The 25,304-nt window shown below is 71.8% G+C and carries 20 protein-coding genes and 1 pseudogene; 7 read left to right on the top strand and 14 right to left on the bottom strand.

All coding sequences use genetic code 11. The features are described 5' to 3' along the window. Window positions 1-52: 52 nt before the first annotated feature. The 12 genes from IPZ69_RS14485 to IPZ69_RS14430 form a co-directional block, all read right to left on the bottom strand. Window positions 53-3,043, bottom strand: coding sequence for a condensation domain-containing protein (locus IPZ69_RS14485; RefSeq protein ID WP_235454526.1), 2,991 nt, complete (start codon window positions 3,041-3,043; stop codon window positions 53-55). Further along, the gene (locus IPZ69_RS14480) at window positions 3,033-4,913 is read right to left on the bottom strand and encodes a non-ribosomal peptide synthetase (RefSeq protein ID WP_235454525.1); all 1,881 of its coding nucleotides are present in this window, start codon (window positions 4,911-4,913) and stop codon (window positions 3,033-3,035) included. Before IPZ69_RS14480 ends, IPZ69_RS14485 begins: the two co-directional genes overlap by 11 nt. After that, window positions 4,914-6,896, bottom strand: coding sequence for a non-ribosomal peptide synthetase (locus tag IPZ69_RS14475; RefSeq protein ID WP_235454524.1), 1,983 nt, complete (start codon window positions 6,894-6,896; stop codon window positions 4,914-4,916). Next, window positions 6,896-10,090: a non-ribosomal peptide synthetase gene (locus IPZ69_RS14470; RefSeq protein ID WP_235454523.1), complete on the bottom strand. Its 3,195-nt coding sequence runs from the start codon at window positions 10,088-10,090 to the stop codon at window positions 6,896-6,898. Before IPZ69_RS14470 ends, IPZ69_RS14475 begins: the two co-directional genes overlap by 1 nt. A gap of 169 nt (window positions 10,091-10,259) precedes the next feature. Further along, window positions 10,260-11,555, bottom strand: coding sequence for a non-ribosomal peptide synthetase (locus IPZ69_RS14465; protein WP_235454522.1), 1,296 nt, complete (start codon window positions 11,553-11,555; stop codon window positions 10,260-10,262). A gap of 80 nt (window positions 11,556-11,635) precedes the next feature. Next, entirely contained in the window at window positions 11,636-12,997 is a 1,362-nt protein-coding gene (locus IPZ69_RS14460; RefSeq protein WP_268834572.1) for an MFS transporter, read from the bottom strand. Window positions 12,998-13,828: 831 nt separating this feature from the next. Further along, window positions 13,829-14,167, bottom strand: a complete 339-nt coding sequence (locus IPZ69_RS14455) for a DUF6228 family protein (RefSeq protein WP_308407460.1) — start codon at window positions 14,165-14,167, stop codon at window positions 13,829-13,831. Between the two features lie 55 nt (window positions 14,168-14,222). Continuing rightward, complete coding sequence (locus IPZ69_RS14450; protein WP_235454520.1) at window positions 14,223-15,116, bottom strand: hypothetical protein; 894 nt, start codon at window positions 15,114-15,116, stop codon at window positions 14,223-14,225. Then, window positions 15,113-15,667, bottom strand: coding sequence for a SigE family RNA polymerase sigma factor (locus IPZ69_RS14445; RefSeq protein ID WP_235454519.1), 555 nt, complete (start codon window positions 15,665-15,667; stop codon window positions 15,113-15,115). The genes IPZ69_RS14450 and IPZ69_RS14445 overlap by 4 nt, the downstream gene beginning before the upstream one ends. Before the next feature lie 287 nt (window positions 15,668-15,954). Then, window positions 15,955-16,443: a DUF3515 family protein gene (locus IPZ69_RS14440; RefSeq protein WP_235454518.1), complete on the bottom strand. Its 489-nt coding sequence runs from the start codon at window positions 16,441-16,443 to the stop codon at window positions 15,955-15,957. 103 nt (window positions 16,444-16,546) lie between these two features. Further along, entirely contained in the window at window positions 16,547-16,900 is a 354-nt protein-coding gene (locus IPZ69_RS14435) for a VOC family protein (RefSeq protein ID WP_235454517.1), read from the bottom strand. 429 nt (window positions 16,901-17,329) lie between these two features. Further along, window positions 17,330-17,644, bottom strand: coding sequence for a hypothetical protein (locus tag IPZ69_RS14430; protein WP_235454516.1), 315 nt, complete (start codon window positions 17,642-17,644; stop codon window positions 17,330-17,332). Between the two features lie 186 nt (window positions 17,645-17,830). Here IPZ69_RS14430 and IPZ69_RS14425 point away from each other — a divergent pair, with 186 nt between their 5' ends. From IPZ69_RS14425 to IPZ69_RS14395, 7 genes are all read left to right on the top strand, one after another. Further along, entirely contained in the window at window positions 17,831-18,571 is a 741-nt protein-coding gene (locus IPZ69_RS14425) for a VOC family protein (RefSeq protein WP_235454515.1), read from the top strand. 328 nt (window positions 18,572-18,899) lie between these two features. After that, window positions 18,900-19,667, top strand: coding sequence for a GNAT family N-acetyltransferase (locus IPZ69_RS14420; RefSeq protein WP_235454514.1), 768 nt, complete (start codon window positions 18,900-18,902; stop codon window positions 19,665-19,667). A gap of 99 nt (window positions 19,668-19,766) precedes the next feature. Next, window positions 19,767-20,231, top strand: coding sequence for a hypothetical protein (locus IPZ69_RS14415; protein WP_235454513.1), 465 nt, complete (start codon window positions 19,767-19,769; stop codon window positions 20,229-20,231). Then, complete coding sequence (locus tag IPZ69_RS14410; RefSeq protein WP_235454512.1) at window positions 20,228-20,839, top strand: TlpA family protein disulfide reductase; 612 nt, start codon at window positions 20,228-20,230, stop codon at window positions 20,837-20,839. The genes IPZ69_RS14415 and IPZ69_RS14410 overlap by 4 nt, the downstream gene beginning before the upstream one ends. 181 nt (window positions 20,840-21,020) lie before the next feature. Further along, the gene (locus tag IPZ69_RS14405) at window positions 21,021-23,420 is read left to right on the top strand and encodes an NACHT domain-containing protein (protein ID WP_235454511.1); all 2,400 of its coding nucleotides are present in this window, start codon (window positions 21,021-21,023) and stop codon (window positions 23,418-23,420) included. A 79-nt stretch (window positions 23,421-23,499) separates the two neighbouring features. Further along, window positions 23,500-23,919 carry a MarR family winged helix-turn-helix transcriptional regulator gene (locus IPZ69_RS14400; protein ID WP_235454510.1) on the top strand — a complete coding sequence of 140 codons (420 nt, stop codon included), beginning with the start codon at window positions 23,500-23,502 and terminating at the stop codon, window positions 23,917-23,919. After that, the gene (locus IPZ69_RS14395; RefSeq protein WP_235454509.1) at window positions 23,919-24,350 is read left to right on the top strand and encodes a hypothetical protein; all 432 of its coding nucleotides are present in this window, start codon (window positions 23,919-23,921) and stop codon (window positions 24,348-24,350) included. The genes IPZ69_RS14400 and IPZ69_RS14395 overlap by 1 nt, the downstream gene beginning before the upstream one ends. A gap of 20 nt (window positions 24,351-24,370) precedes the next feature. Here IPZ69_RS14395 and IPZ69_RS48075 read toward each other — a convergent pair whose 3' ends face one another. Beyond that, window positions 24,371-24,580, bottom strand: a complete 210-nt coding sequence (locus IPZ69_RS48075) for a hypothetical protein (protein ID WP_445330171.1) — start codon at window positions 24,578-24,580, stop codon at window positions 24,371-24,373. Between the two features lie 158 nt (window positions 24,581-24,738). Beyond that, window positions 24,739-25,227 (bottom strand): annotated as a pseudogene (locus IPZ69_RS48070) (IclR family transcriptional regulator); the annotation flags it as partial. Between the last annotated feature and the right edge of the window lie 77 nt (window positions 25,228-25,304).

The following is a 25,304-nucleotide window of genomic DNA, read 5'->3' as shown; positions in this document are numbered from 1 at the left end:
GTTGTCCGTCAGACGCTTTTCCGCCAGACGTTACGGAGAGGTGCTCCCGACGTCAGGACGCGTCGTCCTCCGTCCCGCCCTTGATCATCGCGGCCAGGACCGAGTAGCGGTCCTCGCCCGGCTGCGCGCGCAGCGGGACGGACAGGCGGTGGCTGTCGTAGTGCCAGCGGTGGTCGAGGTCCTGGTGAACGCGGTCGGTCTCCTGGGCGGTGCTCGCGCTGCCGAGCAGGGTGGTCAGGTCGGACGCGAGTTCCTGCCAGGACACATGGCCGCTGACGGCGTTGGCGACACCGTGCACCGGTGCGTCCAGACAGGACGTCACCGCTCGGGCGAGGGCCGCCGCGTGCACCCAAGCCGCCCCGTACCAGGGGTGTCCGGCCGTCCCCGGTCGCGGCAGTTCGATCGGCCGCCCCGCGTGAGCCGCCTGGTAGAGCAGTCCCGTGGATCCCCAGCGCAGTTGGTCGCGCAGCCGGTCGTGGGCGCCCCACACGATCGGCGACCGCACGGCACTCGCGCCGCCGCGGCCCTCGGTTCCGGCTGCCCGCAGCAGCAGTGCCTCGCAGTCGAGCTTGCCCCGACCGTAGGCACTGAGCGGTTCCTGCGAGGCCGACGCCTCCGTGACCCGATGGTCGGCTGGGTGCCCGTATGCGTCGACGCTGCTGACGAAGACGAACGGGCCGCGCCGCCAGCCCTCGATCATGGCCTCCATCGCCGCCAGGTCCACCTCGGGCCGGGTGAACGTGCACGCGGCATGGATGACGGCGTCCGCGCCGGCGACCGCCTCCCGCAGCGCCGCCGGATCGGCGAGGTCGCCCTCGACGACCTCCACGCCGTCCCCGGCGACGAGATGGGCGGACTCGGGACGCGCCAGGGCCAGCACCGGACGCCCCTGAGCGGCCAGTTCACGAAGGACGAACGCCCCGACCCCACCGGTGCCTCCGGTGACGAGGACCGTGCCCGGGCGGGTGGTCCGCCGTGTGCCCGACACCCGGGACGACTTGGCGGCCTGCTCGTGGAGGCGGGCCGACTTGGCGGCCTGCTCGTGCGCGCGGGTGTCCAGCAGCGTGGTGAGCGCCCGTGGTGTGCGTGCCTGGAGGACGTCCAGCCCGGTCAGCGGCAGTCTCAGCGCCGAGCGCAGTCGTTCGGCGAGTTGGACGGCGACCAGGGAGTGCCCGCCCAGGTCAAAGAAGTCGTCGTCCGGTGCCGGGGTGCGCCCCAGCAGTGCGGTGAAGCCCTCGGTGACGGTCTCCGCGCGCGGTCCATTCAGTGCGGAGGGCGCCGGAAGTCCGGGCAGACGGTCCTTGTCGATCGCACCGTCGGCCCTGCGCGGCATGGCGTCCAGCAGGGTCACGGCCGCGGGTACCGCCCCGGGTGCCAGGACCGTCCGCAGGTGCGCGCGCAGCTCGTACGGCGTCGGGCCCACGCTGTCGCGCAGCACGGCGTACGCGAGCAGGAGACCGCCCGGCAGTTCGGACACGGTGGCGTCGACGACGCGGGGATGGGACAGTAGCGCGGCCTCAGCGCGCTGCCCGGCCGGGGTGTTGTCGTGGTCCGGGGTCGCGCTCCGGACCTCCCGGCCGTCTTCTCCGTCCTGTCCGCTCCGGTCGCTCAAGCCGTCGTGCCCGACGGGTGCGATGTCCGGCAACTGCGAAAGCCTCAGCCCCGGTTCTACCGCCACCGCCTCGAGCAGGGCCGCGTACCCCGCGCCGAGCACGGCCGCGGTGGCGTCGTCCAGCGCGGTCCTTGCGTACTGCACCACGGCGGCCGGATCCCCCGCGTCGACCAGGCCGAAGGTGAGGTCGAACTTGGCGTCCTCGGCGCCCACTTCGACGTACTCGCTCACCGTGCCGGGCAGTTGGAGCGTCGCGGGTTCGCCGAGGACGTCGGCGGTCACCCGGACCAGTGCGGTTCCGTCGGTGCCCCGTGCGGCGGCGCCGAGCCGCTCCAGGATCAGGTCGAAGGGCACGTGTCGGCACCGCTGGGCTTCCAGGAGCGCGTCCCTGACCCGTTCGACGAGCGTGGTGAACGCCGGGTCCCCGGTCAGATTCACCCGTACCGGCAGGGTGTTGACGCACAGACCGACCAGGTCGCGCATGGCCGCGCCCTGGCGGTGGGTGCTCGCGACCCCGATGACCAGATCCTCGTCCCCGGTGAGCCGGTGCAGCGCGGCGAACGACGCCGCGAGGGCCACCGTGAAGACGGTGGCGCGGTGTTCGCCGCCCAGTGCCCGCAGCGCCTCGGGCACTCGCTCGGCGAGCGCCACGGTGTGGGTGCCGGCGGGCTTGGAGCCCGTGACGGCCGTGGTCCCCTCGGGGTGCGGAAGGCGCGGGGCCGTGGCGCCCGTGAGGCGTGCTTCCCGGTGGCGCAGCCCCGCTTCGGTACGGCCGGCGCCTTCGTGCTCGCGCCGGGCGAAGTCGGCGTACTGCGGTGGCGCGGCGGGCAGGGCCGGTTCGGTGCCCTGCACAGCGGCGGTGTAGAGCGCGGTCAGTTCCCGGGTGACGGTGTCCAGTGATCCGCCGTCGATGGCGATGTGATGGAACGTCAGCAGCACGGTATGGTCCTGCTCGCCGTGGCGCAGGACCAGGGCGTGCAGCGCTTCGCCGGCGGAGAGGTCGAACGCGCGGCGCGCCTCGTCGGTGAGCAGGGCCGCGGCGCTCGGCTCGTCGGCGTCCACGACGGGCACGGTGACCGTCGCGGGCGCGTCCATCGTTTCCTGGTAGGGCTCGCCGTCCCGCTGTCCGTAGCGCGTGCGCAGGATCTCGTGCCGGCCGACGAGCCTGGTCAGTGCGGTGGTGAGCGCGGTCAGGTCGAGGGGGCCGCGCAGCCGGGTGGCGAAGGGCACGCTGTAGGAAGCTCCGGCGTGGCCGAGCCGGTCCATGAGCCACATACGGCGCTGCGCGTGGGAGAGCGGTGCCGGACCGCTCGCGGGTGCCGTGGTAGTGGCCGGGGCGGCGGCGGGCGTGGTGCGTGCGGAGGCGCGGGCGCGTGCCCGGCGCAGCAGTTCTTCCTGGCGGCCGCGGTCCGCGGAGGTGTCAGTGGCCATCGGTGTGCTCCGGGGTGTCGGGGCGCGGATCGCCGTGCGCGGCGAGGAGCGCGCGTTCGACCAGGGCGGCCTGCCTGGCGACCGTGGGGGCGCCGAAGAATTCGGCGAGCGCCAGCTCCACTCCCAACTCCTCGCGGAGATCGTCGGTGACGACGAGGGCGAGCAGCGAGTGACCGCCGAGGGCGATGAAGTCGGCGTCGGGCCGGGTGACTTCGGTGCCGAGCGCCCGGCTCCAGACGTCGGCGACGGCCTGCTCCAGCGGGTTCATCGGCGCCGCCGGCACAGCGCTCGCGTCGCTGCCGACGAGGGCGGTGAGGGCGCGCCGGTCGACCTTGCCGGTGCCGGTGAGCGGCAGCCGTTCGACGACGGTCACGGAGTCCGGGACCAGGTGGGCGGGCAGTACGGCGGTGAGCCGCGCGCGCAGGGAGTCGGCCCGGGGGAGGGGACCGAGAGCGGCGACGACGAAGGCGACCAGCCGGGCGTCGTCGTCGGTCGGCCGGTGCACGGTGACCGCCGCGTCGTCCACGTCGGACTGCTCACGCAGGGCGTGCTCGACCTCGCCCGGTTCGATACGGAAGCCTCGTACCTTGACCTGGTCATCGGTGCGGCCGTGGAAGTCGAGGGCTCCGCCGGGCCGCGGGGACACCACGTCACCGGTGCGGTAGAGCCGTCCGTGTTCGGGATGCTCGACGAACCGTTCGGCCGTGAGCTCGGGCTGCCCGACGTAGCCGTGGGCCAACCGACTGCCGCCGATCCACAGTTCACCGCGCCGGCCTTCGGCGACGGGCCGGCCGTCGTCGTCCAGGACGTGCACGGTCGCGGCGGCGATCGGCCGGCCGATGGGTATCGGCCCGTCGCAGTCGGCGTCGGTGACGCGGTGGGCCGTGGCGAAGGTGGTCGTCTCGGTCGGACCGTAGATGTTGACGAGTTCCAGCCAGGGGAAGGCACGCAGGACGGTGCGGGCGTGCTGGGGCGCGAGGGCCTCACCGCCGACGAGGACGCTGCGCAGGATCGAGAACACCCGCGACCGGCGGGTGGCGAGCTGGTGGAAGAGCGCGGTGGTGAGGAAGGCGACGGTGGCGCCGTGCCGTTCCACGTGCTGGGCGAGGTCCTCGAACGAGGGCCGCTCGACGGTGCACACGACCACGGCGGCACCCGCCGCGAGCGCTCCCCACACCTCGAACGTGGAGGCGTCGAAGGTCATCGGCGAGTGGAACAGCACACGGTCGCGCGGGGTGATGGTCACATAGGTGGTACGGGTGACCAGCTCGGCCACGGCGTGGTGCGGGACGGCCACGCCCTTGGGCCGACCGGTGGAGCCCGAGGTGAACATGATGAACGCCGTGGGGTCCGGGTCCGCCTCGGTCTCGGCCAGTACGGCACCGGTGAGCAGCGGCTCGTCGGGCAGCGGCAGCGCGGGGCCGGCCGGGGCCGCGGACTCCAGCAGCTTGCGGTCGCCGACGGTCAGGGTCACCCCGGCGTCGGCACACACGGCCTCGGTGCGCGGGCGCGGGTGCGCCGGGTCGAGCGGTACGCAGACGGCACCGGCCCACCACAGCGCCAACTGGGCCACGATGACGCGTGCCGAGCGGGGCATCAGCAGGCCCACCCGGTCGCCGCGGGACACACCGTTGTCGCGCAGATGGGCGGCGAGGGCGCGGGCGGAGTGGTCGAGCTGGGCGTAGGTGAGAGTGGTGTCGCCGTCGGCGACGGCCAGCGCGTCCGGCGTCGCCTCGGCGAGCCGGGCCACGAGGGCGGGCAGTCCTCCGTCGGCTACCGAGCGGGTCCCGGCCGCTGTGGTCCGGGAGTCGGAGGTGGGCACGGAGCCGTCCTTCCGGGTGGTGTGGGTGTGCGGGTCGATGGGGGTCATTCAGGCTCCCGGCTGCGGTGCGTCGGCGCGGCGCTGGTCGATGAGGGCGGCCACGGCCCGTAGGTCGGGCTGGCGGAGCAGCTGCGGGGCGCGCAGCCGTACGCCGCTGTCCCGCTCGATGGCCGTGAGCAGCCGGGCGGCCTGCACCGAGGTGCCACCGGAGTCGCTGAAGTTGTCGGTGAGCGCGATGCCGGGGCGGCCCAGGAGGTCGCGTACGGCGCGCAGGACGAGCAGTTCGCCGGGCGTGGCACCGGTCGGCAGGTCGCCGTCGCCGTCGCCGGGGGCGGCGGGTTCGGCGGCCGTACGGCTCAGCTCGGCCCGGTCCACCTTTCCGTTGGCGTCGAGGGGGTAGCTGTCGACGATCCGGACCTCGGAGGGCACGGCCTGCTCGGGGAGCCAGGCCCGTACCGCCGCGAGCAGTGCGTCGGCGTCGCAGGCGGCCCCGGCCGCCGGACGCACATGGGCCACGAGGCGGGTACGGCCGTCGGGGGTGCGGGGCGCGGTGACCACGGCGCTGCGCACCGAAGGGTCCTGCTCGAACGCGGCTTCCACTTCGGCCGGTTCGATACGTACGCCACTGATCTTGACCTGGTCGTCGAGGCGGCCGATGAACTCCACAGGACCGTCGGGCCTCATCCGCACCCGGTCGCCGGTGCGGTAGAGGCGGTCGGGCAAGTTCAGGCCCGCGGGCGGGGCGGTGAAGCGGCGAGCCGTGAGCTCGGGGTCCAGATAGCCGAGCGCCAGGCAGGTGCCGCCGATGCGGAGTTCGCCGTCCTCGCCGCGCGGGACGACACGGCCTTCGGTGTCGGTGACGACGACGGTCACGCCCGGAAGGGGAGATCCGATGGGCGGCGGGGTCTGCTCGCCCGCGAGCCGGTCCGTGCCCGTCATCGCGAAGGTGGTGGTGGCGACCGTGGCCTCGGCCGGACCGTAGGCGTTGTGGACCGTGGCGGTGACGTCGTGGCCGGGCCGACGCCTCATCCGGTCGCCGCCCGCGATCAGATGACGCAGGGCCAGATCCCGCGGCCAGGGGCGGTCCAGCAGTGGTTCGATCATCGGGGTGGCCCCGACGCACACGGTCACCCCGGCGTCGCGCCACCAGTCGGTGAGCACGGCCGGGTCCCAGCGGACCTCGTCCGGGGCGGGTACGAGCGCGGCGCCTGAGGTGAGCCCCGCCCACAGCTCCAGCAGGTGGGGGTCGAAGGCGACGCCGATGAGCAGGGACTGCCGGTCACCGGGGACGAGCCCGGTCTCGTGGCGGTACCAGTCGAGCAGGGTGCCGAGGGCGTCCTCGGCGACGGCGACGGCCTTGGGGCGTCCGGTAGATCCCGAGGTCAGCACGGCGTAGAACGCCTCGTCGGGTGCCCGGCGCGCGCCGGGGCCGGGAGGAGCGAAGGCGGCGACCACCGTACCGCCGACGTTGGCGCCCTCAGACGGCAGCGCGAGCGGGACGTGGTGGGCGGTGCGGTGCCGCTCCGGCAGGACCTGCGGGTCGCCGACGAGGCAGACGACGTTGAGGTCCTCGGTGACGGCGTCGATACGGCGCTGACCGGGGCGGGGGCCCAGCGGCAGATAGACGGCGCCGATCCGGGCCAGGGCGACCGCGGTCACCACGAGGGCGGCCGAGCGGTCGAGGCAGATGCCCACCAGGTCGCCGGGGCGTACGCGGTCGCCCAACGCGACGACGACCTCCGCGGCGGCGGCATCGAGGTCCTGGTAGGTCCACCTGTGGCCGCCGTCGATGACCGCGGCGGCGTCGGGGGTGCGGCCGACCCACTCCTCGAAGAGGGAGAGCACCTTGGCGGCTCCGGCGGGGGCGGTGCCGTGGGCGATGCTGAGCGCGGCGCCCTCGATCGCCTCGACGGTCTCGGTGCGTTCGACGGTTCCGGCGCCCTCGACGCCTTCGGCACCTTCAACGGCGCGGTCGGCGACGGCGGTCCGGTCCGTCAGGGGGTTCAGAGGCTGGTGGGACGTCTCGGTCATCACGACTCCGTCGAGGTGGTGGCGGGGGCGGTGGCCGCGAGCGCACCGGCCTGGTCGGCGAGCACCGGGTTCTGGAACAGCACTCGCAGCGGCGGGCGCTGCCCGAGCCGCGGTTCCAGCCAGGCGGCGAGCTGAGCCGCGAGCAGCGAGTGGCCGCCGGTCTTGAAGAAGTGCGAGGTCTCGTCGAAGCGGCCGTGGCCGAGGACTTCGCGCCAGCCTTCGGCGAGCAGGGCGGTCATCGGATCGGCGGGAACGGCTGGCTGGTCGCCGGCCGTGCCCTCGGACACGGCGGAACCGGCGGAACTGGCCGAACCGGAGGGCTCGGCGGGTTCGAGCGCGGCGGCCCTGCGGGCGAGCGCCACCCGGTCGGGCTTGCCCCCGGCCAGCGTCGGCATGCTCTCCAGCCGCGCCCAGCGGGCCGGTACCAGCGCACCGGGCAGTCGCCGGCTCAACTCGGTGTGCAACGCGTGCTCGTCCCATGCCCCGTGGGCGTCCGCACCCGCCGGGGCCTCCAGGAAGCCGACGAGCCGGGGGCCGCCGGGCGCCTCCCGGTCCAGGACGACCGCGCAGGAACGGCCGCCGAGCGCGGCGGAAGCGGCGGCCTCCACCTCTTCGAGTTCGATGCGGTGGCCGCGCAGCTTGATCTGGTTGTCGCGGCGGCCGAGGAAGTACAGCAGACCGTCGAGGCCCCGGTAGCCGAGGTCACCGGTGAGGTAGACCCGCTCACCGCCGAGCGCGTCGACGGTCACGAAGCGGGCGGCCGTGGCCTCGGGGTTGCCGGCGTAGCCCTCGGCGAGTCCCGGTCCGGCGATGGCGAGTTCACCGACCGCGCCGGAGGGCAGCGGGCGGTGCCCGGCGTCCAGGACGTGCACCCGCTCGCCGGGCAGCTCCGTGCCGAGCGGGATCTCGGCCCCGTCGGCGAGCGCCTCGCGGCTGATCTCGTGAACGGTCGAGCTGATTGCGGCCTCGGTGACGCCGTACACGTTGAGCACCCTGACGTCGGTGTCGGCCATGAAGTCCCGCAGCACGTCGGCGGGCAGCCGCTCCCCGCCGAGCACGAGCAGTCGCGGTGCCCACGCCCCGTCCCGCAGCGCGGGCCGCATGTCCTCGCGGGTGGCGAGGAAATAGCTGGTGGGAAGGTTGGCGACGGTGACACGGGCCGCGCCGAGCAGTCCGGTCAGTTCGGGGCCGGTGGGCACTTCGTGCTCGGGGACGACGAGGCAGGCTCCGGCGTGGAGCGACGGCAGTACCTCTTCGAGTGCCACGTCGAAGGACGGCTGGGCGAACAGCAGGACCCGGTCGCCGGGCGCCAGGCCGAAACGGTCGGCGGTGGCGGTCAGATGGTGCTCCAGCGCCGCGCGGCCGACGGCGACCGGCTTGGGGACACCCGTGGAGCCCGAGGTGTGGATGATGTACGAGGCACCCGGCACCGCCTCCGCCTGGTGTGCCCGGGGCAGCACGGGGGAGTCGGCCGGGGCGGCGGGCAGGCCGTCCGGAATCGTCACCGCGCTGTCGGCCGAGGTCAGGACGAGCGCCGGGGCAAGCCGTGTCAGGAGCAAGTCGATGCGGGCCTGGGGGTCGGACGGCGAGAGCGGGCAGTACACCGCTCCGGTGCGCAGACAGGCCAGCAGCGTGGTCACCGAGTCGAGGCCGCGGGGGAGTACGGCGGCCACGGGCAGGCCCGCCGTCACCCCGGCGGCGCGCAGCCGTTCGGCGAGCGCCTCGACCCGCGCGTCCAGCTCGCCGTAGGTGATGCGGCGGGCACCGATGAGCAGCGCGGGCAGCTCCGGTTCCTGGCCGGCCACCGGGTCGAGCGGGTCGCGTTCCGGCCGCTCCGCCAGCGCGGCCGGCCGGATCTCCTGCGGGCGCGTGGGCGCGAGGTCGGCGAGGGCGGTCGCGGGGGCGTCGAGGTAGGCCCGCACCAGGTCCAGAAACCGTCCGGCGAGCAGCCTGGCCACGTCCTCGCCGAACAGGTCGGCGTCGTAGTCCCAGACGAGGGTCATACCGGCGGCCCCGTGGCGGGTGGTGACGCCCCGCCTGTCGTCCGGCAGCAGCACGACGTCCAGGTCGAAGCGGGTGGTGCCGGTGTTGAAGCCCTCGAAGAGGGTGATCTCCAGTCCGGGGATGTCGATTTCGGGCAGCGGCGCGTCATGGGCGCTGAACATGACGCTGAAGAGCGGGTTGTCGGCGCCCGAGGTGTGCATGCCGAGGGCGCGGGTGAGCTCCTGGACCGGCACCTCCTGATGCGGCAGGGCCCTGATGAGGATGTCGGTGACCTCGTCCATGGCCTCTTCGGCCGGCGCGGCGGGGTCGAGCCTCAGCGGCAGCGGGATCGTGTTGACGAACATCCCGACCGCGTCCTCGTAGCCGCGCGGGCGGTTGCCGACCGCGGTGCCGACGACCATCTGCGAACGGCCGCTGTGCCGGCGCAGCATTTCGGCGAAGAGACCGAGGAGGGTGGCGAACGGCGTCAGCCCCCGCTCGCGGGCGTGTTCCCGCAGTCGTACGGCGAGGTCGGCGCCGATCGACTGACGCAGCTGTCCGCCGTGGTGCCTGCGCCGTGCGCCGGGCCGGGTCAGTCCGGGCAGCGGCATGTCGTGGGCGAGGTCGCCGAGTTCGCGGGTCCAGAAGTCGAGGCTCTCCGTCGCGAACGGGGCCTGGGCCTGGGCGCGGACGTGGTCGGCGTACGAGGACGCGGGCGGCAGGGTGACCGGCTCACCCAGGACATGACCCCGGTAGACGCGGAAGACGTCGTCGAGCAGGATCGCGAACGAGTGGCCGTCGTGGATGAGGTGGTGCTCGACATGGATGAGACGGTGGTGGTCCTCGGCGAGCCGGACCAGCGTCCAGCGCAGCAGCGGCGCCTCGAAGGTGTCGAGCGGCGTCTCGGCCTCGGTGCGCAGCAGTCGCGCGAACGCCGCCTCCGGATCGTCCTCGCCGCTCAGGTCGACCGTGTGCAGGCGGGGCGCGCAGGTCCCGGCCACGCGCTGTCCGGGCATCGCCCCTTCGACGGCGACGAGTTCGAGCCGCAGACCGGGGTGCCGGTCGAGTGTGGCGCCGAGTCCACGGCGTAGTGCCTCGACGTCGAGGGTGCCGTAGAGGTCGAGGGCGCCGGTGAAGTTGTAGGCGCGGCTGCCCGGTTGCACTTGCTCGTGCAGCCAGACGATCTCCTGCGAGGAGGAGAGGGGGAGCATGGGCGATCCCTGGGGTTGTCGGGTCGGTTCTGTTCGTGCCGGGCGCGGTCGTGCCCGGCGGGGGTGCGCGGGCCGTCCGCGGATCGCGCGGCGGGGCCCAACTGTCGGTGATGGTCGGGTCGTCGGTGCCTGTCGGTCGTCGGGGCCGGTCGGCACCGGCGCGGACGGATCAGCCGGGTGTGCCGGCCGGTTCTCTCACGGCGTCGGTCAGTGCGGTGAAGGCGCGTTCGGCGGTGTCGTCGTCGAGGACGGCGCGGTCCCACACCATGCGCAGGTGCAGCTCGGTCCCCTGGGTGACGGAGACGGCGAAGGGACCGCGGACGGATCTGCCGTCGATGTGGATCTCACGGGCCGTCACACCACCGAGGCGCAGCAGCGGGCGCCGGGTCGCGTCGTCCACGGTGAGCAGGCCGTCGAGCCGGCCGGTCCAGCCGGAGCCCGCGGCCCGGGCGGCGTGCACCACGGCGTCGAAGGGAGTGTCGGCCCGGTCCAGGTCGTCCCACCAGGCGGAGGACGTCGGGTGCGCGTCGGAGGTCTGCGCGGTCGCGGCCGGGAAGACCACGGTGTTGAGGAAGCAGCCGAGCACCGGCGCGGCGCCGGGCGGCCGCCCGCCCCACGGATACCCGATCGGTACGACGTGCCCCGCCCCGTACAGCGTCCGCGCGGCGGCCCGGCAGGCGTCGAGCAGGTCGGGGAAGGGCACGCCGGGGGCGGCGGAGGGCAGCATCAACTCGGCGGAGCCGCTGGGCAGTTCCGCGGCAATCGGTCGGTTCGCCCGCGGCTGCGGCGCCTGTTCGCGTGTGGCGCGCAGCCGTTCGCCCCAATAGGCCATCGCGGCGGGGGAGGAGGCGCGGTCCTCGGCCTCCAGTTGGAGCAGGACGGCTTCCCGGTAGGAGGCCAGTTCGGCGACGGCCTCGCCGGGGCCCGGCCCGGTGGCGGCGGGCCCCTCGGTGTAGGCGGCTTCGAGCTCGTCCACCAGGCGGGCCAGTGACTGGCCGTCGCAGGCGGCGTGGTCCAGGACGATGGCGAGGACCTCCTCACCGTCGTCCGCTTCGTCCTGTGCCAGGAACATCCGTATCGGCGGGCCCTGCGGGGTCCAGTCGGCGAGCGCCCGGCGCAGCGTGGACGTGGTGTCCTCACCGGGGGCGGGGTGCACCCGGGCGAGCGGTACGGCGGGCTGCTGCGGGAGGAGTACGGGCGTGCCGCGCACCACGGTCGGCCGGGCGCGCAGCACGGGATGCAGGGCGGCGAGGCGGTCGGCCGCCGCCGTGAGACGCGCCGGGTCGACGGTGCCGCGCGGGAAGGCGAAGAACATGGGCACCAGGTCCGGTCGCCCGACGGGGTCCAGGGAGCGCACCAGAACGAAGCGGCGCTGGGCTCCGGTGACGGGAAGCGGATCGTCGGCCCCTTCGCCGGCGCCGAGTCGCCGATAGCGGGCCAGATACTGGCTCGTGATGCTGGGCACGTGGGCCTTTCTGTGGTGGAACGTTCTTGCGGGGCTTGCGGGGCTTGCGGAGCTGTCGCGGACGGGAGGGCCGGGGGAGCTCAGCTCACCGGAGCGGACTGGTCGGCGGCGGGCTGGTCGTCGGCCGACTGGTACTCGGACCGGTCCTCCGCGAGGGCGGGGGCGTCGTCGGTCGGGTGCTCGTCGGTGTCCGTGGTCGTCGGAAGGTCCCGCATCCCGCGCAGCGAGGACAGCAGCAGCGGCAGGGGTACGGCGAGGAAGCCCGCGGCGCTGCATGCCAGTGCCGTGCGCGGGCCGAAGGTGTCGGCCAGGGCGCCGCCGAGCAGTCCGCCGAGCGGGAGGGTTCCCCACATGAGGAAACGCAGGGTGGCGTTCATCCGGCCGAGCAGCCGGGGCGGGCACAGCGCCTGACGGAAGCTCACCTGGGCCACGTTGTAGACGACGGCGCCGAAGAAGACGACGCCGGACCCGGCCGCGAACATGGCGGCGCCGGCCACTCCGTGTCCGGACAGCGGCCACAGCAGTGCGAACGGGCCGGTGACGAGCAGGGACAGCCAGATCGTGCGGGCCTGGCCGAGCCGGGCGGCGAGCCCTCCGGCACACAGCGCACCGGCGAGTCCGCCGACGGCCGACGCGGACAGCACCAGGCCGATCGCGCCGGGCTCCAGCCCCAGCACCCGTACCAGGAACACGGTCTGGGTCGCCATGACCACGGCGCTGAAGAGGTTGGCGAGACCGGTGGTGAGGGCGATGACGCGCAGCAGCGGGTGCCCGAAGACGAAGCGCACGCCTTCGGCTATGTCCTTGCGCAAGGAGGAACTGGGCTCCGGCTGGGGGCTGTTCTCGGGTGTCTTGATGCCGAGGAGGAGCAGCGCGGACAGGGCGTAGCCGATCGCGTCGGCCACGATCGCGAGGTGGGCTCCCACCAACTGGACGAGTCCGCCGCCGAGTCCGGGGCCCGTCACCTGCGCCGAGGAGCGGACCGTCTCCAGCGCCCCGTTGCCGGCCACCAGTTGTTCCTTGGGCAGCAGTTGGGGCAGGAAGCTCTGGTGTGCCACGTCGAAGAAGACAGTGGCCACGCCGGTGATGAGGGCCACGGCGTAGAGCTGGGCCATGGTCAGGGCGCCGGCGGCGGCTGCGAGCGGGATGCTCGCCATGGCCGCCGCGCGCACGATGTCGGCCCGGATCATCAGGGGCCGCTTGCGCATCCGGTCGGTCCACGCTCCGGCGGGCAACCCGATGAGCAGGAACGCGGCGGTCTCGGCCGCCGTCAGCAGTCCTACCTGGAAGGCCGATGCGTCGAGTTCGAGCACGGCTACGAGGGGCAGCGCCACCAGGGTGACCTGGGCGCCGAGCTGCCCTGCGGCTGCTCCGGCGAGCAAGAAGCGGAAATCGGGCATGCGCAACGGGCCGCTTGTGGCGGCTCGGGGTGTTACGGGCATGTGAACGACATTCAGGGACCGACAGATCAGCCGTCAAAGGCCAATGCTCAGTTTCGGTCGATTCCTTTGCATCTTTGGCGTCAAGGCGGGAAATTTTGCGTCAGATGGCGGCCACTTTCGGATGAATGACGCCTGTCGGTCCCAACTTCGAGCAGTGGAGCCGCAACCGATCACCCGACCGTGCCGACCGATCGCGCATGCGGCCCGCCTGATCGCAGGTGTGGCTGAAAATGGTCGCGTTCTGGTCATCAACGCCGGAATCACACATTCCGGCCGGTATGGCTCGGCTCATGGGCGGGCCATCGGTACACCCGCGCACATCGGTCCGGCCGCACGGCTAGGTAGGGATGAAGCTCGGCCACCAGGAAGGAACGTTGCTTGGGCACAGAGGGGCCGGGTAGGAGTCCGCCATGCCGAGCCATGTCACCAGGAACCACGTGAACCACACGCTGAAGACGAGCCCCGCGGCCAGCGCTGCCTTGGGGTGACGTCTTCCCAGGGTGCCGTGCAGGACGACCCACGGAACGGCTGCGGCGATCCATATGACAGGAGCGAGACCAAGGAGAGTCATGCTGTCGGCTGCTCCATTGGCGCCGATGTCACACGCGGCCCACACCCTCCCGACAGCGGCGATCGAGACCACCGATGTCAGACCCCCGACGAGGACGCCGAGCAGCATTCCTCTGGACCAGTTCCTCGAAGAACTCGGCGGCCCTGCCTGAACCATCGGCTGTCTCCCGTTCGTTGTAGACGCGGAGACCACAAACGCCGGTCACTCGGTTCCCTCCGCCTTACTACGGGAAGGGCCGCACGCCGAGCGCCCTCGCCTGTCTACTCCGCCACGGTCGCGATGAACGTACGGACCTCGACGGCGAGGCTGCCCATGTCCTCGCCCGCCGGGTGCACCGTGGTGGTCTCGAAGTGCCATTCCTCGGAAGGCGCCCGGTCGTGGATGCCCCAGGTCAGGTGGACGTAGCCACCGGGGCGGTGCTCCGCCGCGATGGTCAGGTCGTAGTAGAGGGAGTGCCAGGTACGTGCCCCTTCCCAGCCGCGGAAGTCGAGAGTTGGTTCATCCTCGAACTGCCGTGTCGGCTCCGAGAGAAGCAGGGAGGCCTGGCCGGGGTTTCCCACGCGGACCGCGGGGCTACCGGAACCGCCGTAGTCGATCACTCGTACAGGGTAGGGGGCAGGCTGATCGGCCCCGTCGGTCCTCGCGGGCGGTCGGTTACATGACCGGGCGGAGCCTCACTTTGTGGCCGTCGACCGTGACCGCGTACCTGGCCGGCGAACCGCGGTCGGTCGCCGAGCAGCGGACGGCGATGGTGCCGCCGGGCACGTCGGGCAGAACGTCCTCGGACTTGGCGTTCGTCGCCGCCAGGTGCTTCGCGCGGACATGCTCGACGGTGGTGAAGGTGCCGTTGGAGGCGGACTCGCGCCCGAGCGCCTTCTTGCACACGGAAGTCATGGCGGCGCGCGAACTGATCGCGGTGTCCTCACGCCACAGGGCGATGAGCCGCTTGTGGCTGTCCAGGAACCGCAGCGTTCGGCCGCGCGCGTCACCCTGCGCGTCCACGGCGACGTAGGCGGTACGAGCCATCGCCTCTGGGAGGTCGGGCGGCGGCGTGGCGAGCCTCGGGCAGGACTGGAACCGCCGTGGCGGCACCGTGGCGGTGAAGGAGCCGTCCGTCCCCAGGGTGAAATCACCGCCGACCAGCGGCCCGCAGGCAGTGTTTACCTGCCATGCATTCGCTTCGCCGTCGGCGCCGATGATGATGTTCGCCGGAATGCCGCTGACGTCGCGCCACGACGAGATGTCACGGCCCTGGACCCGGACGGCGATCCAGCGCCCGCCGAGGTCGTTGGCGGTCAGGGCTGCGCGGCCGAAGGTGGGTGTGGCCATGGTGTCGCGCTGGTCGTGGCCCGCTTGCGTCGCGACGGCCACCGATCCGGCGAGCGCGACGACGCAGGTGAACGCGCCGGCGGTGGCGAGCCGTCGGCGTCGGCGTCGCTTCGTCCCCGCCCGGACCGCCTCGTCGATGTCGATATGGTCGGCGGGAGCACTGACGCTGATGGCCGCGATGCGCGCGGTGAGTTCGTCGGGCGTCTGGTCGGGGTTCACGATGCTCCTTCGATCCCGGTCGGTCGCGCATGCTGGGTGGGCGGCGTGCGGAGTGCGGAGCGCAAGGCCTCCAGCCCGCGGCTCGTCTGGCTCTTGACGTTGCCCGGACTCGTCCTGAGCAGGGCCGCGGTCTGCTCTATGGACAGATCCTCGAAGAAGCGCAGGACCACAACGGTCCGCTGTCCGACCGGGATTGTCATCAAGGCGGCGATCAACTCGTCGTCGCGCTCGGCCATGCGGATGTGCGGGTGTGCGCGCAGCGAGGCCACATCCGCTTCGCTGATCTCACGCCGGGACGGCCGACGCCGGTGGTCAGTGTGGAGATTGCACAGGATCCGACGGGCGTACGCACGCGGATCGCCGCCTGCCACCACCTTGCCCCACCTGGAGTAGAGCCGTCCGAGCGCGTCCTGGACGAGGTCATCGGCGAGGTACCAGTCACCGCAGAGCAAAAACGCCGTCGTACGCAGGCGCGTTCGGTGCTCAATCACCCAGGCGCGGAAGTCGGTCTCGCGGGAATGATCCGTCACGCTCCTCCTCGTGCCACGCATCCATACGTCGCCTGCGCCGGAACCGAGTCGATGCCGGTTCCGCAGCTCCTCACGCCCTACACGGAACCCGGGCTGCCCCGGGTTGCACGGGGCCGTGAACTCCTCGCCCAGGCCGCTTTGTTGGTTCAGCGGGGCGGGCTGGGGCTGAGTGAACTGGTCTGGCTGGCCAACCCGGTGGGGGAGTTGTCGAAGCCGGAATGCTGGCGATGGTGGCGGCGGGCGACTGCGCGAGGTGGTCGGCCCGTGTTCTGTGCCCGCCCGCCGACCAGGTTCGGGCACAGAACCGGTCACTGCGAGGGGATGCAGTGGTCGGTCTGCCGGATCGGGGCGATGAGTCGGGACAGGTCGATCAGGGCGGCGTCGGTCTTGCCTCGGCCCTCGAAGACGACCTGTGTGGCCGGGGTGCGCCCGTAGCTGACGATGACCTTGCGGGTGTGGGTGGACTGCGCCTGGTCGATGACCCAGTCCACGCCGTTGACCGCGAAGCACGGATCCGGGGTCAGTCGTGGGGGTGTGACCCCGCAGCGCAGCAGGATGTCACGGTCCCCCCACACGGCCACGCCCGCAAGGCTGCTGTCGCGGCGGGACAGACCTCCGAGAGCTGCCGGGGCCGTGTCGGTGATGCGGCGGCACTGTGGGGCGCCGGAGGCCTTGGCCGGGTGTACCCCGGCATCCGCGTCGACATGCGTGAGCGCGTAGGTGGTCAGGCCGGCGCCGACGGCAAGGGCGCACGTCACGCCGGTGAGGGCGAGTCGGGCGCGGCGCGTTAAGGGCATGTGTGAGGTCGTCTTCCCGGTCGGGGCCGCTGGTCGGGCCCACGTTAGGCCACCGCGGAAGACGGGCCGCACACAGCCCTGGGGTGCTCTCCCCAAGCCACGGTCAGGCGGGCTGCCACAGCTCGATCCGATTGCCCTCGGGATCGGTGACCCAGCCGAACCGACCGACACCGTCCATGTCCTGGGTCTCCTCGGCCACGTCCGCACCCTTGGCGCGCAACTGCGCGAGCATCGCATCCAGGTCGCGGACCCGGAAGTTGAGCATGGTCCGCTGGGCGCGGGACCCGAAGTAGTCGGTCTCGGACTCGAACGTCGCGAACACCGTCGGTCCGGTTTCCTGATTCCACACGCCGTGCTCATCGGCGTCCAGGCCCAGGCAATCGCGATACCACGTGTTCAGGGCCGCCGGGTCTGCGGCCCGCATGAAGTAACCACCGATTCCAAGTACATGTTCCATGCCGCCATCCTGCCAGGGCGGCGATCAGGCGGCCCGGCACCACACCAACGCTCACTGCGCGAGGGGACAGTCCGGGGTTCGCCTGGTCATCGCCGACCACCACAGCGGCCTGGTCAAGGCCGCAGACTGCGACGGTCCGGGCCCAACTCGACACCGCCGCTACATGGGACGACACCTTCTCCGGCACAGTGCTCTTGGTGCACCGCGATCGCCCGGTGCCGGCGCGGCCCTCCGGCACGGCCGACAAACAGCGGGCGCACCTGCGAAGCCGCGGCATCCGTACGGTGACCACGCAGCCGTGATCACGAAGAGGGCCGCTGCAGCGTGTGTCTCGTATGCCGCAGCGGCCATCGATGTGCTGTTCAGCCCGACGCGATCGCCTTCAGCCGCGTTGGAGAGGCGTCAGACATGTGCGGGGTGTCGGAACTGTCAGTGCCACACCTGGTTGCGACCGTCGTTCCCGGGCTCCGTGTAGGTGCGCGAGCCGTCGCTGTCGAGGAAGAAGCCCTTCACCCAGCCGTCACCGCGGTGCTGGAGCTTCCAGGCGTTCCCCGTCCAGATCTCCTCCCACTGCTGCCACCAGTTGCCGTCCTGGCAGGTCTCCAGGTAGACGAGGGTGTTGTAGGAGGTCAGGCACATGTTGGACGGGTGCCCGTTGACATGGTCGTCGGGCCGGAACGTCCCCGCCGAGCCGTCACACCGCGCGTGGACACTGACCTTGTGGCTCCAACACGATGCCCACATCGAGGCCACCGCCGCCGCCCTGGCCCTGTCGACAACCGCCGTCCCCAAACGGCTGGCACGCGCCGAGGCCCTCTGGCTCGCACAGCACGCACTCGGCCTTACGCCTCCCCCACCACCCGATCAGCCCGCGGGACCCGTCCGGTGACCCACACAGCAGTTGCGGGACGGGCACATAGGATCGCCGGCATGGCACTGCGACCCGTGCACGTGATCATCAAGGCCCTTGACGGTTCGGCGGTGGGCCGGTTCTGGGCCGAGGTGCTCGGCTGGACTGCGTACAGCCCCGGCGTGGCCACCTACGTCGGCCCCGCGGGCGGCCTCGTATGGCCGGACCCGGTGGCCGTCGGCATCGACGTCGTTCCCGTCCCGGAACCCAAGACGGCAACGAAGAACCGTGTGCACCTCGACCTCGCCACCACCTCCGCGGCCCATCAGGCGGAGTTGGTCGCACGCCTCAAGGCTCGCGGTGCGACGCCCGCCCACGTGGGCCAGGGCGACGTGCCGTGGACGGTACTCGCCGACCCCGAGGGCAACGAGTTCTGCGTGCTGGAGCCTCGGGAGACCTACCGCGACACCGGGCCGATCGCCGCGGTGGTGGTCGACTGCGCGGATCCGCGTGCCATGGGCCGGTTCTGGGGCGAGGCGATGGACTGGACCCTGCACGAGGTGACCGACGATCACGCGACGCTGCGCTCCGCCAAGGGCGTCGGCCCGTATCTTGAGTTCCTCCGCACGCCCGACGTGAAGACCGTGCCGGACCGCGTCCATCTTGACCTGCTGCCGTACCCCGGTGACGACCAAGCGGCGGAGGTGGCCCGGCTGCGGGCCCTCGGCGCCACCGACCTCGACGTCGGCCAGGGCGACGCCCCGTGGACGTGCCTGGAGGACCCGGAGGGCCACGAGTTCTGCGTCCTCGCCCTGCCGTGACACGGAGCCCCGACGACAGCTCGATATGTGCGCTGCCTGCCGACTCGGAATAATCCGCTTGCCCGCTCCGATCGGTCATGGAACAGTGTGCTGCGCTCTGCGACCTTGCAGACACACTCACGGTGAGGAACGAAGCCCATGTTCTCGGCGTCCCCCAGCGGCCGCCGTCGGCACTGAGCGCCTGCTCCCCGCAGCAGCCTCAGCCTGCCATGGTGTTTCCCACGGCGGCCCACGACGCGGTGCCTGACGCATCGCCACTCTCCCGTGCCCCGAACTCCCCGAGTTCGTCAGGGGCTCTCCCTGAGACTTCGTGAGGTCAACACCCACCATGGACATCCAGGTCCAGAGCTTTGCCGTCACCAACCTCCGCCGCCGTCCCCTGGTCGTCGAGACCGGCGGCTTCGTCGCGGGCTTCACCCCCGACACCGACAACCCCTACCTCAACTACGCGACCCCGCTACCCGGCGTCGAGCCGACCGAGCGGGACGTCGCGGCGCTGATCGGAGCCTTCCGGGAGCGCGGTCTACTGCCGCGGCTGGAGTTCGCACCGGAAGCGGCCCCCGGCGTGGCACCGGTCCTGCGGGCGGCCGGCTTCGGCACGGAGGCGGTGCACGAGTACCTCGTCTGCACACCGCACACGCTGATCCTGCCCCCGTCGGCCGACTCCCCGTACGTGGAGAACCCGACCACCGACGAGGAGTTCGCCGACCTCGACGCCGCACTCGCCGAGGCATTCGAGGGCGCCTTCACCCCCTCCGCACAGGGTGCGGCCCGACTGCGCCGCACCCAGCAGCGCGGCGGAGCAGTGCGCTTCGTCCGCGCTCCGCAGGGCGGCGTCGCCGGCGGAGCGTCCTGCTCCCCGCCGGCCGAGGACACCGCAGAGCTGTCCGGCGTCGGAACCCGCCCTGCACACCGTGGCCGAGGCATCGCCGCCGCGGTCACCGCTGCGCTGACCGAAGCCATGTTCGCCCGGGGCGCCGGATCCGTCTGGCTGGAGTACTCGGGGGAGGGATCCCGCCGCGTCTACGAGCGCGTCGGCTACCGACCGCAAGGCACCCGCCTCTATCTCTCCCTGCCTCGGACGCGGCAACCCTGACGGCAGACCCGGCCGCCAGGACGCCAGGACACCAGTAGGAGAATGAACGAACGGGAAAGCGGGCCGCCGCAGGGCGGCCCGCACCACATGGGGGTTGATGTGACTGTCACTTGGCGCAGTGCCTTCTTATACGCGTTGACCGTCGTCGTCCTGTCCTGGCTGACCGGTGCGGCCGTCGACCTGGCATGGCAGGCCACATCCGGCGGCATCGACACCTGGCTGTCCTTCTGGCTGAAAGACCCGTGGAACGCGGTCTTCGTGGCGGCCACCACCGTAGTACTGACGTTGGCCCGCCGCCTGGACACGCCCCTGCCGCGCCGGCGCGTCATCCTGGTCGACGGCGGCCTCTACCTCGCGGCGTTCCTCGCCTCCTGGGGCGTCTCCGTATGGGCGGCCGGCGACGGTGCGCCGGTAGACGGCGCGTTCTTCATGGCGTACTTCGCCCTCTTCACGCTCCAACTCCCGGCCGCGTGGCTGCTGTCCGCATGGCGCTCCGGCCACCTACAGGTCGTCCTGAAAGACCACGAGGCAGACTCCGCGAACAGGGACCGGACCAGCCAGTGACCAAGACGCGACGCCCCTACGCGGCCGCGGCCGCCATCTGCGCGGTCCTGGCCGGCTGCTCAACACCGGCCCCCATCGGCGACACCAGCCCCTCCGACCCCCTCACCCGAACCCTGAAGGAAGGCGAACGCCCGGCCGCCCCCGACTTCTCCGGGACCACCCTGGAGGGCCGTACGGTCCACCTGTCCGACTACCGGGGCAAGGTCGTCGTGGTCAACGCCTGGGCGTCCTGGTGCGGCCCTTGCCGCGCTGAAGCGCCCGAGCTGGCAAAGATCCAACGGGCGTGGGCAGGCCGCGGACTCCAGGTCCTCGGCCTGGACAACGACCACAGCCGCGCCGACGGGCTCGCCTTCCAGAAAGACCGCCGCCTCGGCTACCCGTCCCTGCACGACCCGTCGGGCCGACAGGCCCTGAGGCTGCCGCGCGGCCTGGTGAACACGCAGTCACTCCCCTTCACGATCGTCATCGACCCGGCAGGGAAGATCGCGGCCACCCGGATGGGAGCGGTGACACAAACCACGATGGAGAAGATCGTCACCCCGTTGCTGCCCACCACCGGCAAGAAGCCCGGCCGATCACCTGCCGGTGATCCCAGCATCAGTCGATGACACTCCCGGTCTCGTACAGCTCCACTTCGAACGGGTGGGCATCCACGGTTGGCGTAGCTCAACAGATCCTGGTGCACCCACAGCCTCATTGAACACAGTGGTGGTCGGCCCTGGATTCCTGGCTGTTCGCACCGCAGCATTCAAGCCCAATTGGCTTGCTGATGCGGGAAGATAATGGGCTATGAGCGACGGGGGCGGGCGCCGTGCGCCGGGGCGCGTGGGGACCTGGTACTTGCTGTTGGTGTTAGTGGGCGGTGCGGGAGCTCTGGCGATCGCCCGGCACTTCGACTTGAGCGTGCCGGAGACGGCGGTCACAGTGTTGATGGGGCTGGCACCGGCGTACATCGCCTGGGCGGCCTACCGTGCCGGGTCCACGGCCGGCGTGATCGATCTGGACACCACGGCCGGTGAGCTGGCGGTGGAGGTCAAGACGCAATGGGACAACGAGCCTGCTGTGTGCCGGGTCCTCGACCCCTACCCCTTGCCGGTGGCATGGCGGGCGGCTGAGGCAGAGCTGGCCGAGCCTTGGCCGCTCCTGACGGATCTGGCCCACGCCTGGCCGGGCGGACCGCCCGGCGACCCAGCGCGGTGGCCCGCGGACGCTGCCGGGCTGGCGGGCGCGGGCGGCGAGATCGGGGAGGTGTTCGGTGACCGCGTGCCCACACGGCGCCTGGTGGTTCTGGGTGACCGTGGCGCGGGCAAGAGCGTGCTGCTCATCCGGCTGTTGCAGGACCTGATCGAACGCCGAACGACCGATAGCCCCGTCCCGGTCTTGTTCTCCCTGGCTTCCTGGGATCCCAGCCGGCAAGGATTGATGGCATGGTTGGCCGACCAGCTTCGCCGCACCTACCCCCGCCAATTCAGTCCAGCGCCCAGGTGGAACTTCGGCAACGGGAACGCCCGCGGCGACCTGGCACGGACGCTCTTGGACGCGGGCCGCATTCTCCCCTTGCTCGACGGTTTCGATGAACTGCCGCCCGACCGGCACGCCACCGTGCTCTACGCCCTCAACCGGTCTCTGGCGGCCGGGCAACCCCTCGTACTGGCGAGCCGCGCCGACGCCTACCGCGCGGTGTTGAACCGTTCGGACCTCAGCGTCCGCCTCAACGGCGCCGCAGCCATCCACCTGCAGCCTCTCAGCCCTCAGGCAGCCGTTGCCTACCTCCACCGCGACGCCGGGGGACCGGACACGCCGCCAGCCCGACGCTGGGACTCGGTCGTCGCCCAACTGGGGACCAGTAGTCCGGTCAGCGAGGCCCTGAGCACCCCACTGGGGCTGTTCCTGGCCTGCACCATCTACAACCCCCACTGCCGAGCCGACTCCCCACCTACCGGCGAAGGCAGCGCACTGCGCCCCGACGAGCTGTGCGACGCAGACAGATTCCCCGACCGCGCCGCCATCGACACCCACCTCTTTCGTGCCTTCATTCCTGCCGCCTACACCAAACACCCGGAGAATCCGCACCCGCCACGGTGGAGCTCCGAACAGGCGCTCCGTACCTTCGTGTTCCTCGCCCGGTTCCTGGAGAGCCAGCGCCAAGGCATCCCGGACCTGGCCTGGTGGGAACTGCCGCGGGCGCTGCCGTTGAGCATGCGCTACCTGACGGCCACGCTGGCAGGGGGGCTCGCCTCGGGCATCGCGTTCGGCATGGCGGGAAGACTGGCGGGTGGGGTCCCGGTCGGCGTCGCGGCAGGGGTCCTGCTGGGGATCTTCTTCGGCCACGGATTGGGTGCCCCGTCGAGAGTCCGGCTCCGCTGGTCGCGCATCGGGATCGCCCTCGGAGTGGCGATCGGCATGGCGTTCGGGCTGGCGGGCGGGGTCGCGGGCGGGATCGCCGGAGGCATCGTGGGGGGCCACAGAGAGAACTCCGCCACCGTGAGCAGCTGGCTGCGCTGGTCGCCCAGCGGCATCGTGGGTGGGCTCACCGGTGGATTGGCCGGAGGCCTGGCGGGGAGCCTGACCGGTGGCCTCGCGGTCGGGGCGGCAATCGGAATCGCCGTCGGTGTCGCGATCGGAATCTCCTTCGGGCACAGGGTGGGCTCCGCCACTCCGAGCACGCGGCTGCGCTGGTCACCCAGCGGCATCGCGGGCGGGACAGTGGCGGGAGTCGCCGGTGGCGCGGCATTCGGATTCGCCGGCGGGATCGCGAGCAGTCTCCTGGAAAAGATCGCTTTCGGGATCGTCGGGGGCGTGGCGGGTGGCATCGCCTTCGGGATTCAGACCGAAGAGCCCGAGCCGACATCCGTTGTCGGGCCGGCCGCCCAGTTCGCCCTGGACCGGCGGGCCTTCGTCGTCTTCGGTCTCGCGTTCGGTCTCGCGGTCGGCGTCGCCGGAGGTGTCGCGGTCGGCGTCACGGGAGGTATCGCATTGGGTCTCGCCGGAGGCATGGTGGGGGGACTGTCCCAGACGGCCTGGGCCTACTTCGTCGTGGCACGGGTGTACTTGACGCTGTGCCATGGGGCCCCGCGCGACCTCATGGCGTTCATGCAAGACGCGCATGAACATCGCGGCGTACTGAGGCAAGTCGGTGCGGTGTACCAGTTCCGGCACATCGAGCTGCAACGTCATCTCGCCCGTTGATCCACAGTGGCCGTACCGGATTGGGCTTGCGCACCAGTAATACGATTTCGTAGTATCCGAAAACGTGAAGTCCGAATCCGTGTCATCCGAACGATCGGTGCTGCTGACCTTGCAGCGTGCGACCCACGCCACCCTGCAGCTGATCGCCGCCGAACTCGTCGACCTCGACCTGACCGCCTCCGAGATCAACGCCCTGGCCAACCTCGCCGACGGCCAGGGCCGCACCGTGTCCCAGCTGGGCGCCGCCGTCGGCACCCGCCCCACCACCCTGACCAGCGTGCTGGACCGGTTGGAGCGACGGGGCCACATCACCCGCGGCACACGAGCCGGCGACCGCCGCTCGGTGCTGATCGAACTGACCGAGTCCGGGCACGCGACGGCCGCCCTGATCAGGCAGACGCTGGCTGATCTTGAGAGCCGTGCGCTGGACGGACTGCCTGCCGAGACGGTCGCCGGCTTCTACGCCGTTGTGGACGCGTTGATCAAGGAGGGAACGTGATGACGAACGACCACGGCACCAAGGGGGAGCCTTCGCCGTTCACCGAGCTCATGGGGGAGGTGATGGCCACAGCCGAGCGATTCGGTCACCGCCAGCACGTACACCTGACCTGGCTGGCCGTCCGGCGCTACGGAACCGGCGCGGCGGTGAACCTGATCAGTGACGGCATTCAGCGCACCGCCCGCTACGCAGGTGTCCCGCAGAAGTACAACGTCACCGTCAGCCGAGCCTGGGTCGAGTTGGTGGGCCACCACGCGGGCGAGTCGGACACCGCCGACTTCGACGCCTTCGCCCACCAACACCCTTCCCTGCTCGACAAGAAGCTGCTCACTCGCTTCTACCGGCCCGCCACACTGGCCGGCACCCCGGCCCGAACCGACTGGGTCGAGCCCGACCTCGCGCCCTTCCCCTGGCAGCACGTCGACGGGTGAGCCCGGTGGGCGGCGAGTGTTCAAGCGCCGGGGACCGAGCCGCGTACGGCGTCAGTGGCCAGCGCATGGGTGATGACGCGGGCCACGGTCACCACTGCGGGTATGTGTGCCGGCCGGCTCCGCTCGGTCGGGCCGACGATGGAGACGGCGGCGACGGTGTTGTCGTGGCGGTCGAGGACGGGGGCGGCCACCCCGGTGATCGTGTTTTGGCGTGGGGAACGGGAGAACACCGCGTAGCGGTTACGGCGGATGGCCGCCAGCTCGGCCCGTAGCGCCTCACCAGTGGGGCGCTCCTCGTCCTCCCTCGCCGACGGGTCGGCGGTGAGGAAGTCTTCCTGTACGTGCGTGGGGCGCAGGCGAGCAGGACCAGGCCCGGTGCGGTGGCATTGAGCGGGAGGCGGCCGCCGACGCGATACCTGATGTGTTTCGCGTCGCGGGCGGACAGTCGCTCGACCAGTACGGCCTCCGAGCCCTCGCTCACTACCAACTGCACGTGCTGGCGGGTGGCGTGGCAGAGGTCGTGCAGGTGGGGCAGCGCGGCGGCGCGCAGGCCGTGGCCGCGCGGCGCGAGGGTGGCGAGCTCCAACAGGCGTAACCCGATGGTGTAGTGGCCGGCCGCGGTGCGCTCCAACGCGCCGTGGTCGACCAGTTGGCGGGCGATGCGCCAGGCGGTGGCCTTGGGCAGCTGCGCCCGGGCGGCCAGGCCGGTCAGCGACAACACCGGTGTGTGGGGCCCGAAACAGGCCAGCAGCCGAAAGGCGCGCTCCAGGAGGGGTTCGCCGGGGGCGGGGCGGTGCCCGCCGGCCTCGGAGGGTTCCTCGACAGCGCCGTCGGTGTCGGTGTCGGTGTTGGTGTCGGCGTCGGTGGGACCGGTCATGCCGGAAGTCTCGCGGATCACACCGATGCGGTTCCACTCACTGAAATGGGGGGTGCCGGGCGGTCACCGGTCCGGCG

Source organism: Streptomyces olivochromogenes (genome assembly GCF_021538895.1).
GTDB classification, from domain to species: Bacteria; Actinomycetota; Actinomycetes; order Streptomycetales; family Streptomycetaceae; genus Streptomyces; species Streptomyces olivochromogenes_A.
This window is presented reverse-complemented; position numbering and strand designations above follow the sequence as displayed.

What these genes read in the sequence shown, in the direction of transcription:
- IPZ69_RS14485 (WP_235454526.1), bottom strand. Translation starts at nt 3,043, where the DNA reads ATGGCCACTGACACCTCCGCGGACCGCGGCCGCCAGGAAGAACTGCTG.
- IPZ69_RS14480 (WP_235454525.1), bottom strand. Translation starts at nt 4,913, where the DNA reads ATGACCCCCATCGACCCGCACACCCACACCACCCGGAAGGACGGCTCC.
- IPZ69_RS14475 (WP_235454524.1), bottom strand. Translation starts at nt 6,896, where the DNA reads ATGACCGAGACGTCCCACCAGCCTCTGAACCCCCTGACGGACCGGACC.
- IPZ69_RS14470 (WP_235454523.1), bottom strand. Translation starts at nt 10,090, where the DNA reads ATGCTCCCCCTCTCCTCCTCGCAGGAGATCGTCTGGCTGCACGAGCAA.
- IPZ69_RS14460 (WP_268834572.1), bottom strand. Translation starts at nt 12,997, where the DNA reads ATGCCCGTAACACCCCGAGCCGCCACAAGCGGCCCGTTGCGCATGCCC.
- IPZ69_RS14445 (WP_235454519.1), bottom strand. Translation starts at nt 15,667, where the DNA reads ATGCGTGGCACGAGGAGGAGCGTGACGGATCATTCCCGCGAGACCGAC.
- IPZ69_RS14440 (WP_235454518.1), bottom strand. Translation starts at nt 16,443, where the DNA reads ATGCCCTTAACGCGCCGCGCCCGACTCGCCCTCACCGGCGTGACGTGC.
- IPZ69_RS14435 (WP_235454517.1), bottom strand. Translation starts at nt 16,900, where the DNA reads ATGGAACATGTACTTGGAATCGGTGGTTACTTCATGCGGGCCGCAGAC.
- IPZ69_RS14430 (WP_235454516.1), bottom strand. Translation starts at nt 17,644, where the DNA reads ATGTGGGCATCGTGTTGGAGCCACAAGGTCAGTGTCCACGCGCGGTGT.
- IPZ69_RS14425 (WP_235454515.1), top strand. Translation starts at nt 17,831, where the DNA reads ATGGCACTGCGACCCGTGCACGTGATCATCAAGGCCCTTGACGGTTCG.
- IPZ69_RS14420 (WP_235454514.1), top strand. Translation starts at nt 18,900, where the DNA reads ATGGACATCCAGGTCCAGAGCTTTGCCGTCACCAACCTCCGCCGCCGT.
- IPZ69_RS14405 (WP_235454511.1), top strand. Translation starts at nt 21,021, where the DNA reads ATGAGCGACGGGGGCGGGCGCCGTGCGCCGGGGCGCGTGGGGACCTGG.
- IPZ69_RS14395 (WP_235454509.1), top strand. Translation starts at nt 23,919, where the DNA reads ATGACGAACGACCACGGCACCAAGGGGGAGCCTTCGCCGTTCACCGAG.